Source organism: Sorangium sp. So ce887 (genome assembly GCF_051521455.1).
In the GTDB taxonomy this organism is placed as follows: Bacteria; Myxococcota_A; Polyangia; order Polyangiales; family Polyangiaceae; genus Sorangium.
On the sequence record NZ_CP150354.1, the window covers coordinates 9,099,609 to 9,114,636 of the forward strand.

General features: G+C 72.4%; 12 protein-coding genes. 5 read left to right on the forward strand and 7 right to left on the reverse strand.

Going from position 1 to position 15,028, the window contains the following annotated elements:
- Positions 1-2 precede the first annotated feature (2 nt).
- Together dtd and WMF36_RS34015 are read left to right on the forward strand one after the other, a co-directional pair.
- Positions 3-452, forward strand: coding sequence for a D-aminoacyl-tRNA deacylase (gene dtd / locus WMF36_RS34010; RefSeq protein WP_437574955.1), 450 nt, complete (start codon positions 3-5; stop codon positions 450-452).
- Positions 453-525: 73 nt separating this feature from the next.
- On the forward strand, positions 526-1,506 hold the full coding sequence (locus WMF36_RS34015; protein WP_437574956.1) for a ketopantoate reductase family protein: 981 nt from the start codon (positions 526-528) through the stop codon (positions 1,504-1,506).
- A 24-nt stretch (positions 1,507-1,530) separates the two neighbouring features.
- Here the strand turns inward: WMF36_RS34015 and pdxA are convergent, their stop codons facing one another.
- From pdxA to WMF36_RS34030, 3 genes are all read right to left on the reverse strand, one after another.
- Positions 1,531-2,640, reverse strand: coding sequence for a 4-hydroxythreonine-4-phosphate dehydrogenase PdxA (gene pdxA, locus WMF36_RS34020; RefSeq protein ID WP_437574957.1), 1,110 nt, complete (start codon positions 2,638-2,640; stop codon positions 1,531-1,533).
- On the reverse strand, positions 2,637-3,590 hold the full coding sequence (locus tag WMF36_RS34025; RefSeq protein ID WP_437574958.1) for a winged helix-turn-helix domain-containing protein: 954 nt from the start codon (positions 3,588-3,590) through the stop codon (positions 2,637-2,639). The genes pdxA and WMF36_RS34025 overlap by 4 nt, the downstream gene beginning before the upstream one ends.
- 107 nt (positions 3,591-3,697) lie before the next feature.
- Entirely contained in the window at positions 3,698-5,143 is a 1,446-nt protein-coding gene (locus WMF36_RS34030; protein WP_437574959.1) for a TldD/PmbA family protein, read from the reverse strand.
- A 544-nt stretch (positions 5,144-5,687) separates the two neighbouring features.
- On the opposite strand from WMF36_RS34030, the gene WMF36_RS34035 reads away from it, so the two are divergent.
- Both WMF36_RS34035 and WMF36_RS34040 read left to right on the forward strand, forming a co-directional pair.
- Positions 5,688-8,480, forward strand: coding sequence for a tetratricopeptide repeat protein (locus WMF36_RS34035; protein ID WP_437574960.1), 2,793 nt, complete (start codon positions 5,688-5,690; stop codon positions 8,478-8,480).
- Between the two features lie 94 nt (positions 8,481-8,574).
- Entirely contained in the window at positions 8,575-9,402 is an 828-nt protein-coding gene (locus WMF36_RS34040) for a hypothetical protein (protein ID WP_437574961.1), read from the forward strand.
- On the opposite strand, the gene WMF36_RS34045 is transcribed toward WMF36_RS34040, so the two are convergent.
- Positions 9,390-10,358, reverse strand: a complete 969-nt coding sequence (locus WMF36_RS34045; RefSeq protein ID WP_437574962.1) for a uroporphyrinogen-III synthase — start codon at positions 10,356-10,358, stop codon at positions 9,390-9,392. The genes WMF36_RS34040 and WMF36_RS34045 overlap by 13 nt on opposite strands.
- A 69-nt stretch (positions 10,359-10,427) precedes the next feature.
- Between WMF36_RS34045 and WMF36_RS34050 the strand changes: the two genes are divergently transcribed.
- A complete protein-coding gene (locus tag WMF36_RS34050) occupies positions 10,428-10,733 on the forward strand; it encodes a hypothetical protein (protein ID WP_437574963.1) in 306 nt (101 codons plus the stop codon).
- A gap of 26 nt (positions 10,734-10,759) precedes the next feature.
- On the opposite strand, the gene WMF36_RS34055 is transcribed toward WMF36_RS34050, so the two are convergent.
- The 3 genes from WMF36_RS34055 to WMF36_RS34065 form a co-directional block, all read right to left on the reverse strand.
- Positions 10,760-11,314 carry a TerB family tellurite resistance protein gene (locus WMF36_RS34055; RefSeq protein ID WP_437574964.1) on the reverse strand — a complete coding sequence of 185 codons (555 nt, stop codon included), beginning with the start codon at positions 11,312-11,314 and terminating at the stop codon, positions 10,760-10,762.
- Between the two features lie 91 nt (positions 11,315-11,405).
- Positions 11,406-14,558: an MXAN_5808 family serine peptidase gene (locus WMF36_RS34060; RefSeq protein WP_437574965.1), complete on the reverse strand. Its 3,153-nt coding sequence runs from the start codon at positions 14,556-14,558 to the stop codon at positions 11,406-11,408.
- A gap of 89 nt (positions 14,559-14,647) precedes the next feature.
- Entirely contained in the window at positions 14,648-14,857 is a 210-nt protein-coding gene (locus tag WMF36_RS34065) for a Sec-independent protein translocase subunit TatA/TatB (protein WP_437479552.1), read from the reverse strand.
- Between the last annotated feature and the right edge of the window lie 171 nt (positions 14,858-15,028).

A 15,028-nucleotide genomic window follows, 5' to 3' on the forward strand; every position in this document is an offset into this window, starting at 1 on the left:
CGATGCGCGCGGTCGTGCAGCGCGCGCTCGCCGCGCGGGTCGAGGTCGAAGGCCAGGTGGTCGGCGCGATCGAGCGCGGCCTCGTGGCCTTCGTCGGCGCCGCGAAGGACGACGACGAGGCCGACGCCGACCACATCGCCAACAAGATCGCGGGCCTCCGGGTGTTCAGCGACGAGGCCGGCAAGATGTCGCGGGCGCTCGCGGACGTGCGCGGCGGCGTGCTCGCGATCAGCCAGTTCACGCTCTTCGGCGACGTCCGGCGCGGCCTCCGGCCGAGCTTCGACGGCGCCATGGAGCCCGCGCGCGCCGAGGCGCTGTACGAGCGCTTCGTCGCCGCCCTGCGGGCGCGCGGCCTCGAGGTGGCCACGGGCCGCTTCCGCGCCGACATGCGCGTGTTCGTCGAGAACGACGGGCCGGTCACCGTCCTCATCGACTCGAAGCGGACGTTCTGACGCGGTCTGCCGCGCCCGGCAGCGACCGCCGCCCCCCTTCCCTCCCGGTGTCCCGCAGGCTACGTGGGACGCCATGCGGATCAGCATCGTGGGTGCGGGCGCGCTCGGGCGGGTCTACGGCGTGCGCCTCGCCGCGCAGGGAGACGACGTCACGTTCGTGGTCCGGCCCGAGCGCGTCGCGGACGTGCGGCCGTTCGTCATCGAGCAGGTCAACAGCGCCGATCGACGCGACACGCTAGAGCGCCCGCGCCTCGCGGCCGACATCCCGGCCGACGCGGAGGTCGTCCTGATCACCGTGCGCTTCGATCAGCTCGCCCCCGGCCCCGGTGTCGGCGGCGGCGCGGGGGGCAGGACGGTCGCAGACCTCCTCCGCGGCGGACCGGCCGCCCCCGTCGTCGTGCTCACGCCGCTCCTGCCCCTGCAGCGCGCGGGCCTGGAGGAGGCCGCCCTGCGCCGCATCACCCCCGCGATGCCGAGCGTCTCGGGCTACGTCGACGAGCGCGGCGTGGTCCGCTACTGGCTCGTCGGGTTCGCGTCGACGCTCATCGACGAAGAGGGAGGCGCCCCCGCCGAGCGACCGCTGCTCGAGGAGCTCGCGCGCCGCCTCACGAGCGCCGATCTCACGGCGCGGCTCGAGCCGGACGTGGGCGCGCAGAACGCCGCCACGACGACCGCGTTCTTCCCGCTGATCGCCGCCATCGACGCGGGCGGCGGCGCGAGCGCTCTCCTCGAGAACGAGGGCGTGCTCGGCACCGCGCTCGAGGCCACCAGGGAGTGCGTGGTGCTCGCGGACCGCGTGGGCAGAGTGGCCCCCTGGACGAAGCTCCTCACCCGGGCGCTCGGACCGTTCACGCTGAAACCGGGTGTCGCGCTCGCGCGCCTGGTGGCCCCCGAGGCGCTGCGGTTCCTCGACGCCCACTTCGGCCCGAAGCTCCATGCGCAGCACCTCGCGATGGGCGCCACCGTGCTCGCGATGGGCCGCGAGCACGGCGTGAGCCTGCCGGCGCTCGAGCGGCTGATGACCCTGATCGGGGGCCGCGCCGGAGCGCGCTGATCCGCGCCCGGGAACGCCGGCGCGTCAGCGCGCCGACGCGAGCTGCGCCGCGAGCGCGATCGCCTCGCGCATGCCACGCGGGTCGGCGCGCCCTGTGCCCGCGAGATCGTACGCCGTGCCGTGGTCGACGCTCGTGCGCACGATCGGCAGGCCGAGCGTGACGTTCACCGCCTCGCCGAAGCCGAGGAGCTTGCTCGGGATCGTGGCCTGGTCGTGGTACATCGCGACGACCCCGTCGAGCGCGCCCCGCGCCGCGAGCCGGAACGCCGTCTCCGCGCCGAGGGGCCCGCTCAGCTCCGCCGCCTGACCCGAGCGCGCGAGCCGCCGCGCCGCGAGCCGGATGCCCGGCGCGATCCGCAGCTTCTCCTCGTCGCCGAGGAGCCCGCCCTCGCCGGCGTGCGGGTTCAGCGCGGCGACGGCCACGCGCGGCTTCTCGCGGCCGAGGTCGGCGAGCAGCCGCGCGAGCCACACCGAGGCGCGCGCCACCTCGCGCGGGCTCACCGCCTCGGGCACGTCGCGCAGCGGCATGTGGGTCGTCACGAGGGCGGTCACGAGCTTGCCCGAGGCGAAGGCCATCGTGACCTCGCGCGCGCGGAGCCGCCGGCCGAGATGCTCGGTGTGTCCGAGGAAATCCGCGGACCCCGGCGCGCCGCTCGTGGCGATCGCGTGCTTCGACGCGGGCCCCGTGACCAGCGCCGCCGCGACCCCCTCGCGGACCAGATCCGTCGCCGTGTCGATCCACGCGAGCTGCGCCGCGCCGTCCTCGGCCTCGGGTCGACCGAAAGCGCTCGGCCGCGAGAGCCGCACGCTGCCCGCCCAGAGCCCGATCGCGCCGGGCGCGAGTTGCTCGACGGCGGCGCGCCCATCGACCACGACGAGCCGGCGGGCCGCGACCCGGACGAGCCGCGCGGCGCGCCGGAGGACCGCCTCGTCGCCGACGAGCACGCAGCGCACGCCCTCGACGGACGCCGCGCCGGCCACGGCGACCTCGGGGCCCACGCCGCTGGGGCACCCGACGCTGATCGCGACGATCGGCGGCGCGGCGCTGCGCGAACGACCGCCGCTGCGCCCCGCGCCGCCGCGCCCCGCGGGGGCGGCCGTTCGCGCAGCGCCGCGGCGGTCCGGCGACGTCATCGGGTGATGCGCCGCTCGCGCCCGGGGGTCGCGGCGTCGTGCGCCGACGGTCCCGACCGCCGCTCTCCTTGCGCGGGCTCCTCGGCCTCGCCTTCGCCCTCGTCCTCGTCGCCCTCGTCCTCGTCGCCCTGGTCGTCGCCGTCCTCGTCGTCGTCGCCCTCGTCCTCGTCGCGCGGCTCCTCGCCGTGGGCCTCCGCGCCGGCGCCGCCTCGCTGCTGCGCCCGGCTCGCGTCGCTGCCCTCGGGACCCCCGGAGCCGGGGAGCGGCGATTCGAGCCGGTACCCGGCCCCGCGCAGCGTGACGAGCGGCAGCGCCGAGCCGAGCTTCGCCCGGAGGCGCCTCACGTGGATGTCGACGGTCCGCGCGCCGCCCTCGTACTGGCTGCCCCAGACGCGACGGAGCAACTCTGTCCGCGACACAACCTTCCCGCGGCGCTCGCACACGTACGAGAGCAGCGCGAACTCCTTCGCGGTGAGCGGCACGTGCATGCCGCCGACCGACACGTCGTGGGCCGCGCGGTCGATGACGATCGCGCCCACCTTCACCCGCTCCTCGGTCGCGAACTCGCTGCGGCGCCACTCGACGAGGCGCACGCGCGCGTAGAGCTCGGCCGGCACGTACGGCACGAGCAGGAAGTCGTCGAAGCCGCTGGACGGCTCGATCCGCGCGATCTGCGCGACGCTCACCGCGACCAGCGCGCCGACCTCCTCGAGGCGGGGCTCGCGGCGCAGCGCGCGCAGCGCTGCGGCGGCCAGGTCCGGCCGATCGAGCGCCTCGACGACGATCGCCCGCGCCTTGCTCTCATCGTCGTGGAAGAGCCGCGGTGGATCGTCCCAGAGGTCCAGGGTCCGAACGTCAGCGCCCAGCGAGCGTAAGACCGATGCAGCGCCCTCCTCTCGTTCCAGGTCAGGTCCGTGTCCGACGATGGCTATGAACGAACGACGCGCCATGTACGCCCCGTATACGGGTGTCACGACGGGCCCGCAAGACGCACCGCGCTAAACCCACCAACACCGGCGCGGGGCTCACCGTCCCCCCGGCGTTCCAGCCTTGAAAATCAGCCGATCCGCGTTCCGCCGACCGTGATGAGATCGATCTTGATTGTGGGGCAGCCAACACCCACCGGAACGCTCTGTCCGTCCTTGCCGCACGTCCAGATGCCGTCGGAGGTGGCGACGTCGTGGCCGAGCATGGTGACGCGCCGGAGCACCTCGGGGCCGTTCCCGATGAGGTTCACGCCCTTCAGCGGCGCGGTCAGCTTTCCGTCCTCGATGAGGTAGCTCTCGGTCAGCGAGAAGACGAAATCGCCGTTCGAGATGTCGACCTGGCCGCCGCCGAACTTCTTCGCGAAGACGCCGCGCTTCACCGACTTCACGATCTCCTCGGGATCATGGGGGCCGGCGAGCAGGATGGTGTTGGTCATGCGGGGCATCGGAGCGGAGGCGAAGCTCTCGCGCCGCCCGTTGCCGGTCGGCGTGAGCCCGTAGTGCCGTGCCGAGAGCCGGTCGTGCATGTACCCGACGAGCTTGCCGTTCTCGATGAGCGTGCTGCGCTCGGGCTCGTGGCCCTCGTCGTCCACGTTGATCGTGCCGCGCGACTGGAGGAGGGTCGCGTCGTCCACCACCGTGCAGAGCGGGCTCGCGACGTCCTTGCCGACCTGTCCTGCGTAGTTGCTGGTCCCCTTGCGGTTGAAGTCGGCCTCGAGCCCGTGCCCGACGGCCTCGTGCAGCAGGATGCCGCTGTCGCCCGGGGCGAGCACGACGTTCATCTCGCCGGCGGGCGCCTCGCGCGCGTCGAGCATCGCGACCGCCTGCCGCGCCGCCTCCTTGGCGTGCCACTCCGGCGACCTGTCCTCGAAGTAGGCCGTCGTCATGCGCCCGCCGCCGCCGCTCGAGCCTTCCTGGCGCTTGCCGCTGCGCTCGGCGATCGCCCGCACGCCGAAGCGGATGAGCGGCTGGACGTCGTGCGACATCCGCCCGTCGCTCGTGGCCACGAGGACCTCGCGCACCTCCTCGACGAAGCTGGCCTCCGCCTTGATGATGCTGGGATCGTAGGCGAGCGCCGCGGCGCTCGCGCGCTCGAGCAGGGCGCGCTTCGCGAGCCCGGGGGCGTCGAGCGAGATGCTGGGCAGCTCGTAGCGGCTCGGCAGCTCGCGGCGCCGGAGCTCGATCTTCTCCGTCCCGCCGGAGCCCGTCGCGATCTGCGCCGCCGTCTCGGCCGCGCGCCGCATCGCGTCCCACGTGAGGTCCTCGGTATAGGCGTACCCGGTCGCGTCTCCCCGCTGGACGCGGACGCCCACCCCCATCGATACCCCGCGCGACGCCGCCTTGAGGATGCCCTCGTCGAAGGTGAACCCGCCCGCCGCCCGGTACTCGAAGAAGAGGTCGGCGTAATCGCCCCCCTTGGACAGGGCGACCGAGAGGAGCCGCTCGCAAAGCGCGGCGTCGACTGCATTTTCCTCTCCGGGAGCGAACGGGGCACGGTAGGCCTGGCTGCGCGACATGGTGCCCAACTCTAGGTCCATTCGCCGGGGCGGTCGAGAAGCGGCAGCGCTTCGGGGCGCCATCCCGCCGCCCGCTCGGCCCGGCGCGGGCGGCGGGATGGCGCGCGGCGAGCGGCGACCGCCGGCGCGGCTGCGGAGATGTATGCAGAAATGTGCAAGAACGCCGCTCGACTGCTATGCTTCCAGTCGTCCTCGCGTCGATGGCGGCGGTCGCCGCCTTCTCCGCGATCTTCGCGAATCCCCGGCTGATCAGCGCGCTTCTACGTTGTAGGGCGCGCTCTTCAACGCGCCTCGACCGGACCGCCCAGCGTCCGACCGGGGCGGGGGCTCGCGGTGACCGCCCCCGCGGTCGCCGCGTCCCCGGGCGAGCCCGCGGGGAGCGCACGCTGCAAACAAGCACCTTGGCGGTAGCTTCGGAACTTCCGATGCCGCGCGCTTGTACGTGGTGGCGGGATTGGCTAGGTGTTTTTAGATGGTGAGGCGAGGGATGCCGACGGGCGCCCGAGCCACGCCTCGCTGTCCTCAGTAGGAGATTCCCATCGCCGTGGCGGTCGATCGCGACAAGGTGCTCCAGACCGCGCAGAAGCTTGTCGAGCGGAAGCGCTTCGACAGGGCGATCGTCGAGTACCAGAAGCTGGTCGCGGAGGATCCGAAGGACGTCCGGACGCTGCTCAAGATCGGCGACCTCTACCTGAAGACGGAGGAGTACGTCGAGGCGATCACCACCTACGAGCGCGTCGGCCAGTTCTACTCCCTTCAGGGCTTCGCGCTCAAAGCGATCGCCGTTTACAAGCAGATCCGCGAGATCATCCACAAGCACGTCCCGCAGTACGAGGACCGCTTCGGCCACATCGTCCCGCGCCTCGCCGAGATCTACACGCACCTCGGGCTCACGAGCGACGCGCTCGCCGCCTACGACGAGGTGGCGACGCGCCTCCTCCGCGCGGGGCGCGACCGCGACGCGATCGACATCTTCAAGCGGGTCGTCGACCTCGACCCGAACAACCCGCTTGCCTATCTCCGCCTCGCGGAGGCGCTGATCCGGGTCCGCGACTACGACGGCGCGATCCAGCGCTTCGGGACGGCGGCCGAGCTCCTGCTCAAGCTCGGCCGGTACGACGACGCGCTGAAGGTCGTCGAGCGCCTGCTCCAGCACCGCCCGGATGCCCGCTTCGCCCGCATGGCCGCCGAGATCTACCTCGACCGCGGCGACCCGAGCGACGGGATGTCGGCCCTGACCAAGCTGCAGATCGCGTTCAAGGAGAACCCGCGGGACCTGGAGACGCTCGCGCTCCTCGCCCGCGCCTTCGACCGGCTCGGGCAGCCGGCCAAGGCGATCGAGGTGCAGAAGGAGTCGGCGCGCATCGCCAAGGAGGCCGGGCGGGTCGACCACTTCACCGCCCTCATCTCCGCCCTGGTGGCGCGCGCCCCGAACGACGAGGGCGTGCGCCAGCTCGCCGCCCAGCTCGTGCCCTCCTCGAGGAGCACGCGCGCGTCGATCGACGTCGAGATCGACGAGGATGACGAGAACGACGAGGCGGAGGAGCTCGAGGTCGAGGACGCCGAGCCCTCGTCCGCGGCGCCGATCCCGCTGCGCGCGTCGCAGCCGTCGACGACCCCGGTCGCGAGCCCGCGGCAGCTCGTGGCGCACGCCGAGAGCCTCCGGCGCGACCGCCAGTACGACAAGGCGGTCACCCTCCTCAAGGGCGGCATCGCCCGGCTGCCGTCCGCGCGCGAGCTGCGCGAGAAGCTCTGTGACGTCCTCATCGAGGCGGGCGACCAGGACGGCGCCATCGAGCAGATGCTCGCGTTCGCGCAGCAGCTGTCCGGCGAGGGCGCCGTCGACGACGCCGCGCGGCTCCTCGACGAGGTGCTGCTCCTCGATCCCGGCCACGCCCAGGCCACGGAGATGCTCAACCTCCTCGGCTACGCCGTGCCGCAGGAGGACGAGCTCGCCGACGAGGAGCACACCGGGCCGGAGGTCTCGCCGATGTCCGGCGAGAACGACGCGTACGCGTCCGAAGTGCCGAGCCAGGATCTCTACGATCCCGACGCGCCGCTGCCCGCGTACACCCTCGACGAGGACGGCGTCGTCGAGGCGCTCCCCCGGCGGCCGCAGCTCGTCACGCACCTCGACGATCCGTTCGCGAACGAGCCGCCGCTGCCGAGCTTCCCGATCGACGACGTCGAGGAGGTCGAGGACGTCGAGGACGTCGACGACGTCGAGGACGCCGAGCCGCTCGATGAGCTGGACGACGTCGACGACGAGGAGGAGACGGCGTCGGTCAGCCCGAGCCGTTCGCCCGGGCACCCCCTGGCGGTCGCCGCCTCGCAGGCGCCGCCGCCGCCCTCCTCGATGCCGCCGCCCCCCGTGCTCGCCGCGCCGCCGGCCCTGTACAGCCCGGCGTCGGCCCGGCCGGGGTCGGTCCGACCGGCGTCGGGGCGCTCCGTGCCGCCGGGGTCCCTGCGGCGCGCCGACGCGCTCGACGAGGACGCCCTCGAGGAGGTCGAGTTCTTCGCGCAGCACGGGATGTTCGATGAGGCGCGGAACATCCTCGAGGAGCAGCTCGCGCGGCTGCCGAACCACCCGCTGCTGATGGAGCGGCTGCGCGAGGTCACCGAGCTTTCGTCGGATGCGCGCGTGGCGCGCGCGGCCACCGACAACGAGAGCGGCACGCGGGTCGTCCCGCGCGGCAGCGAGCGGCCGGACGAGGACCGCGCGTTCGACATCGCCGAGTCGCTCAAGCTGATCGACGAGCTCGAGGTCGCGCCGGGCTCGGTGACGGGCGTCCAGGACGATCCTCGGCAGGTCAGCGTCGAGAGCGTCTTCGAGCAGTTCAAGGCCGGCGTCGCGGCGCAGATCTCCGAGTCCGACGCGTCGACGCACTACGATCTCGGGGTCGCGTACAAGGAGATGGGCCTCTACGCGGACGCCATCGCCGAGTTCGAGCTCGCCGCCCGCGACCCCGGGCGCGAGTGCGTCTGCCAGTCGATGATCGGCGTCACCTACCTGCAGATGGGCAACATCGAGGGGGGCGTCGACGCGCTCATCCGGGGGCTGCACGCCTCGCACAAGACGGTCGAACAGGAGCTCGCGCTGACGTACGAGATCGCGAACGCCTACGAGGTGCGCGGCATCCCCGAGCAGGCGCACTACTACTTCCAGCGCGTCGCCCGGATGAGCCCCAGCTACAGCGACCCGCGCGGCAGCGTCGCGGAGCGGCTGCGCCGCATCGACGTCCCGAAGCCGGCCGCGCGCGCGGTCGGCGCCGAGATGATCGCGGACGAGTTCGACGCCGCCTTCGACGATCTCCTCCCGAGCGGCAAGCTGCCCTGAGCACAGCCGGCGCGCCGCCTCGCACGAGGCCCGGCGCGTCCATGGAAATGCCAGAAATTGGGCCGTGGCCAGCGCCCTCCTGTACCGGAGGTGCATGAACCGACCGCTGCTCTTCGCCGTCCTCACCTCGGTCCTGGCCGCCGGCTGCGGCGCCGGGATCGGAACGAACGCTCGAGCTGACCGTCCTCAGGGCGCCTCCGCCAAGGCAGCGGCCCAGGCGCAGCGCGAGGTCCCGCAGCGCGCGAAGGGCTCGACCGAGGCGAGCGGCCCGGTCGCGGATGAGGCGGCCCCCGCGCGTGCGCCCGGCGATTACGTGGCCTACCGGTTCTCGGGCAGCTTCAGGAAGACGCCGCTGCTCCTCACGCAGCGGGTCGTCGCGCGCGAGGGGGACGTCCTCGTGGTCGACGTGACCCTCGAGGACGGCAAGGAGACCGAGGCGCTGCGCGTCCGCATGAGCGACGCGCCCAGCCGGCGCGGCGAGATCCTCAGCGCGGCGTGGGTCGACGACGGCGCCGAGCGGCCCGCGACCCTCTCGGTCTACGACGCGATGATGGCCAAGACCGCGCTCGCCGCCGACGAGAACGAGGAAGTGCTCGGCAGCGAGGCGGTGAACGTCGAGGTCGGCGGCGCCTCCATCGCGTGCCAGAAGACCAGCTTCCGCGTGCGCATCGGCAGGACGAAGGCGACGATGCGCACGCTCCAGAGCGACGACTTCGCCTGGGGCGACGTGGGCGGCGAGATCACCTCCGAGGACGGGCGCGTGCTCTACCGCGCCGAGCTGATCGACCGGGGGCACGCGGATACGTATCAGCCCGCGCCCGCCGCGGCCGCCGGCGCGGCGCCCGGCCTCGCGCCGCGGCCGGCGACGGTGGCGCGGTCCGCCGACGAGAGCGACGGCGAGTACGACGACTACGAAGACTGAGCCGGCAAGGGCGCGTCGCCCTGGTTCCCCTTGCGGTCGAGGATCTCGCCCGAGCGCACGGCCGCCGCCTTGACCAGGTGACCCATCTTCGGGTGCTCGGGCTCGAAGTCGGGCTCGATCCCCTCGGCGCGCAGCGCCTCCGTGCAGACCGGCCCGATCGACGCCACCACGCCCCGCGCGAGCCCGGCGCGCAGCCGCTCGACGAGCCCCTCCTCGGCCGCCACGAGGAGCGCGTGCTCGACCTGCGCGCGGCTCGTGAAGAGCGTGATCGCCGCGCCGCCGTCGGCCAGGAGACGGAGCGCCTGCCGGAGCGGCGCGGTGTCCTCCGGGAGCGCCCAGCGGTACACGGGCACCGGCGTGACCCGGGCGCCGGCCGCCTCGAGCCCGGCGTAGAGCTCGTGGCTCGGCGCGCCGTGCTCCTGGACAGCGATGCGCTTTCCGCTGAGGTCGCCGAGCCCGCGGACGACCTCGAGGATCTCTCGCCAGGTGTTCGGCTCCGGGACGGTGATGAAGCGGCTCACGCCCAGCTCGCGCAGCGCCGCGGCCGGCTTGGGGCCGCGCACGACGAGCTGCACGGAAGAGAGCGCCGCCGTCATGAGAGATACGCCCTGGGCGCCTGCGTCCCCGTCGCCGGGCGCTGCGCCGCCTCCCTGGCCCGGTTCCAGCGCGGGCGCCGCCTCGGCCACGAGCGCCCGGGTCCCGGCGCCGGTCATCAGGACCACGAGGTCGAACTCGGCGGCCGCGAGGCGCCGCGCGAAGTCGAGCGCGCGCTCGTTCCGCTCGATGGGCACCTCGCGGAGCGTCGGCGCCGTGACCGGGACACCGCCATTCCGCTGGATCAACGAGGCCATCTCGGCGGCGCGGCGGCTCTCGAAGGTGATGACGCGGCGCCCGGCGAAATCAGGCGACACGGGACGGGGAGGACGGTCGTTCAGGGGGTGCGTGGGCGTGCTCACCCGGGCAGCATAGCCCGGGTACGGCGCTGGCGGGTTTCGGCCCGTTGACCAGTTTGCTAAGCTCCCCCTGTGAGCCATCCGATGAGCAACGAGGCTGGCGGGGTCCGGGGGAGCGGGCTCTCGCGTGCGACTTCGGAGAACAACGCCGGCCCCGATCCCGTCATCGGCGCGGGCATCGCGCTGCTCGGCATCTTCCTGATGGGGGTGGGCGGCGCGCAGGGCGCGCACTACCTCTTCAACTTCGGCGTGCTCGTGGCGGTGCTCGGGGCCGTCCTGTTCGTCCTCTTCGTGACGCTCACGGCGCTGAAGCAGCGCCGGGCGAGCCGCGCATCGAGCCCTGAGGCCGACGCAGAGCAGCGCGACGCGCGCGACTGATCAGCCGAGCGGCGCCGCTGCTCTGCTCACGCCGGGGTCTCGCCGCCGGGCTCGCCGCGATCGTCCGCTGGGGCCGGGGAGCCGGCGTGATCGCCGGTCTCGCCGGCGAGGTCCGGCTCGATGTCGGCGAGCGAGACGCCGAGCTCCTCGGCGATGCGCTCGATCTCGGCCCGCTCGGCCGGCGTGGGCGCGCCGTCCGCCGCCGCGAGCCGGATCAGGAGGCGCACGACCTCCACCCGTTCGCTCGCGTTGCAGAGCGCCTTGAGCTCGCGATAGCAGCGGTCGACCTCGCCCTCCTGCAGCGCGGGCAGCTTGCCCTGGAGGGCGTTGAACACCGCCTCGACCCCGCTCGGCGCGAGCCCGTCGATGTGCGTGAGCAGCTCGCGGAGCAGCTCGTCTTCCTTGTCGGAGAACCGGCCGTCGACGCAGGCGACCTTGCCGAGCAGGACGATGACGGTCGCGATGTAGCGAAGGACCACCGCTTCGTCGTCCGGGAGCGCCGTGCGGAGCTCCTGCAGGAGGGCGTCGAGGTTCGGAAACGAACCCCCCTGCTTAAGGCCCAGCCAGGCGAGGAGTCCCACGTGAAGAGGCTACCAGATCCTCGCCGGGCAGGGCAGCCCGGCGGAGCACCGCCCTCGACGACCGTCATCCATCCCCTTCATATCGGGCGCCTTAGTCCTCGCCCCCGCGCTCCGCAATCCAGTCGTCCACCGGATTGTCGGACTTCGGGGTCTTCAGGATCGAGCCGTCAGGCCCGTCCTTGCGCACCACGAGCGTGCGCCGCGTGGTGGTGTCGGGCGTCTCGCGGGCGACCACGGTGATGACGTTCACCCCCGGCCGGAGCGGCGCCTCGAACGAGAACTCGGTCCTCTTCGGGTCCGCGCCGTCGCGGTTCGACTTGTAGTAGAGCTTCCGCGACCCGACGAAGATGAAGGCGTCGAGGAGCCGCTCGCTGTCCGACGCCGTCCCCGTGATCTTCACGGTGCCAGCGGTCGTCGCCAGCGCCGCCGCGGCGATGTCGAGCGTCGGCGGCGCGTGCGAGTAGACGTCCTCGAACGCGATCGCCACGGGCGCCGGCCCGCCGCCCGCGCCCACCTCCCGCGCCGCGACGAACGCGAAGCGGCCCGCGCCGAGATCGACCTTGATGAACCCGCCGGGCGCCTCGCCGAGCACCTTGACCAGGGCGCCCGCCTGGAGCCGGCCGAAGCCGCGCGCGCTCGCCTCCGGCGACGGGAGCAGCGTCGCCCCCTGCGCGCCGACCTTCACGGTGGAGCCGCCGCCCGTCAGCTGGACGCGCGGAGAGATCGGGATCTTCACCTTCTCGCTGGCGAACTCGCGGAGATCGCGATCGCCGACCGAGAGCGTGAGGGTCGCCTCGGGCTCCGACAGCCGCGGCTCGACGTCGAAGCTGAAGACCACCTTGCGCACGTCGCCCGGCTTGATGTTCGAGACGTCGAAGCGCCCGGCGTGCAGCAGGAGCCCGTCGCCGGAGAGGTTCGCGATGTTCGCCTGCGTCTCGTACGACGGCCCCTTGCCGACGTTCTTGACGGTCAGGTACATGCTGACCCGCTCGCCCTTCTGGATGAGCCCATCGCCGTTGCCCTCGCGGTCGTCGGCGATCTGGTAGGCATACTGGAAGAGCGGCCGGTCGAGCGCGCGCACCGTGGGCCGGATCTCGACGGCGGACGGCTCCGGCGCGCCGGAGATCTCGAACTTCACCTTGAGCCCGTCGCTCCGCGAGAGGGCGTCCATCGGGATCTTGCAGGCGCGCTTCTCGTTCGCCTTCCTCGGCTTCGTCGAGCCGACCTTCCGCCCCTCGACCTCGCACCAGCCGAGCGGCGTCTTCGCGGTCTTCGTCTGGCCAGGGCCGATCTTGCCGAAGATGAGCTCCTTGCTGTCGAAGTACAGGTTGTCGCTCTCCGTCGTCCCGCGCAGGCGATAGACCGGCTGCTTGCCGTTGTTCTTGACCGTGACCCGGAGCTCCATCGGCTGGCCCGCGGTCACCTCGGCGTTCGGGCGATCGGTCTCGACCTTCACGTCGAGCTCGGACTTGGCCGCCGGGGTGGCGGTGGCGCCCTCGGGCGCGTCGGACCAGTCGACGCCGAGCCTCGCCAGCTCGGACGCGACCTTGCCGAGCTCCTCCTTGCCGACCTGCTCGATGTAGTCGTGCACCGCCCGGAGCTGCTGGATCCTCGGGGTGGTGGGCGGCATCCGCGCGGCGAGCTCCCGCGCGAAGCGGATCGGGAAGTCGAGGGCGAAGTCCTCGTCGATGTCGCCCCCGCGATCGCGCATCGCCTCGCGCTCGGCGCTCGTGAGCTGGTAGCGGACGACCTCGGACGGCTTGCCCGCCGCCGCCGCGCGCGCGTTCGAGAGGTGCGCCGAGAGGTCGCGCTCCCGGAGCCCGTCTTTCTGCACGGTGAGATCCATCTCGAGGTCGTCGACCGTCATCGGATCGAGCTCGATGTCCGGCGTGACGCCGACGCCCTGGATCGAGATGTCGCCCGGCGTCAGGTACTGCGCGATCGTCAGCTTGAGGGCCGCCTTCTCCGCCGTGACGTCGGGGAAGACGAGCTGCACGCTGCCCTTGCCGAACGTCTGCGAGCCCACGATGACGGCGCGGTCGTTGTTCTTCAGCGCGCCCGCCACGATCTCGCTCGCGCTCGCGCTGTTGCCGCTCACGAGCACCACCATCGGGTACGGCGGCTCCGTGCCGGGGCCCTTGGCGCGCTTCTCCTCGCGCCCCTCGGAGGCGCCGACCGTCGAGACGATGACGCCGTCGGCGAGGAACTTGTCGGCGATGCGCGCGGCCTGATCGAGCAGGCCGCCCGGGTTGCCGCGCAGGTCGAGCACGAGCCCCTTCAGCTGGCCCTTGGCGCGCAGCCCGTCGAGCGCCGCGTCGAGCTCCGCGGTCGAGGTCGCCTGGAACGTCTTGAGCCGGACGTAGGCGACGCCGCCGTCCAGCGCGCGCGACTCGACGGACCGGACCTTGATCACCTCGCGGGTCAGCTCGAACGCCTTCGAGCCCTGCCACCCGCCTTCGCCCTCGCGGGTCACCCACACGGTGACCGCGGTGCCGGGGTCGCCGCGGAGCCTCCGCACGGCGTCGTCGAGCGGCATGTTGAGCGTCGACTCGTTGTTGATCTTCACGATCCGATCGAGCCGCTTGAGGCCCGCCCTGCCCGCGGGCGTGTCGGGCATCGGGTTCAGGACGGTGAGCATCTGGTCGCGGATCGAGATCACGACGCCGAGCCCGCCGAACGCGCCCGACGTGGAGAGGTTCATCTCCTTGTACGCCTCGGGGCTCAGGAACGACGAGTGCGGGTCGAGCGTGTGCAGCATGCCGTTGCACGCGGCGTACTCGACGTCGCGGAGATCGACCTCCGTACCCTTGAGGTTCTTCTGCAGGAAGCTGAAGACCTCGCGGAGGCGCGCGGAGACGTCCCAGGGGCCCTGGATGTTGTCGATCCGGAACTTCTTCTCGCTGGTCTCGACGCGGACGGTGACCTCGTTCGGATCCTCGTTGAGGACGATCACCTGCGCGACGTCGCGCTGCACGGCGTTCAGCGCCGACAGCAGCATCTCCTTCGGCTTGACGCGATCCGGCTCGACGTACTTGTCCCGGATCATCTTGAGCGTCTCGTTCACGGCCTCGAGGCGGGTGAGGTCGTACGGCGCCTTGGCCACCTGCCCGGTGACCGCGAGCGCCGGCTCGAACCCACGCCAGAGCCCTCCGGGGCCGAACTGAAGAACGAAGTACGCTGCCAGCGGGAACGCGGCGGAGACAACGAGCGCCTTGATGATGCGCTCCAGGAGTCGGTGAGGCATACGGCGATCGAGTATAGACGCGCGCCGGCGAGCGTCGACACCCGACATCGACCCGTGCTGGCCTCGAGCACCGCGATCCGGTGCGGGCGCTACACGGGCTTCTGAGTGTCCTCTTCCTTCGTTTCGGGCTTGGCCGGGAGCTGCTTGGGCTCCTCGTCGTCGTCGTCGCGGATCCCCTTCTTGAAGTTCCGGATGCCCTCGCCGATCCCCTTGCCGATGTCAGCGATCCGGCCCGCGCCGAAGAGGAGCAAGGCAACCCCGATGAGGAGGGCGATTTCCAGCGGTCCGATGCGGCCCATAGCGGTCTTCCTTCGAAGGATGCCGCGCGCGCGGCGGCAGGCGGCGGGCTACGGCCCGACACCGGTGGACCCATACCACCCATCCTCCGCACGGGCAATGCAGCGGTTCGGAGCCTTGAAACCCGTGCTAGGCTCGCCCAACCGGCTTCGCTGGAGGAGAGAGGACGTGCG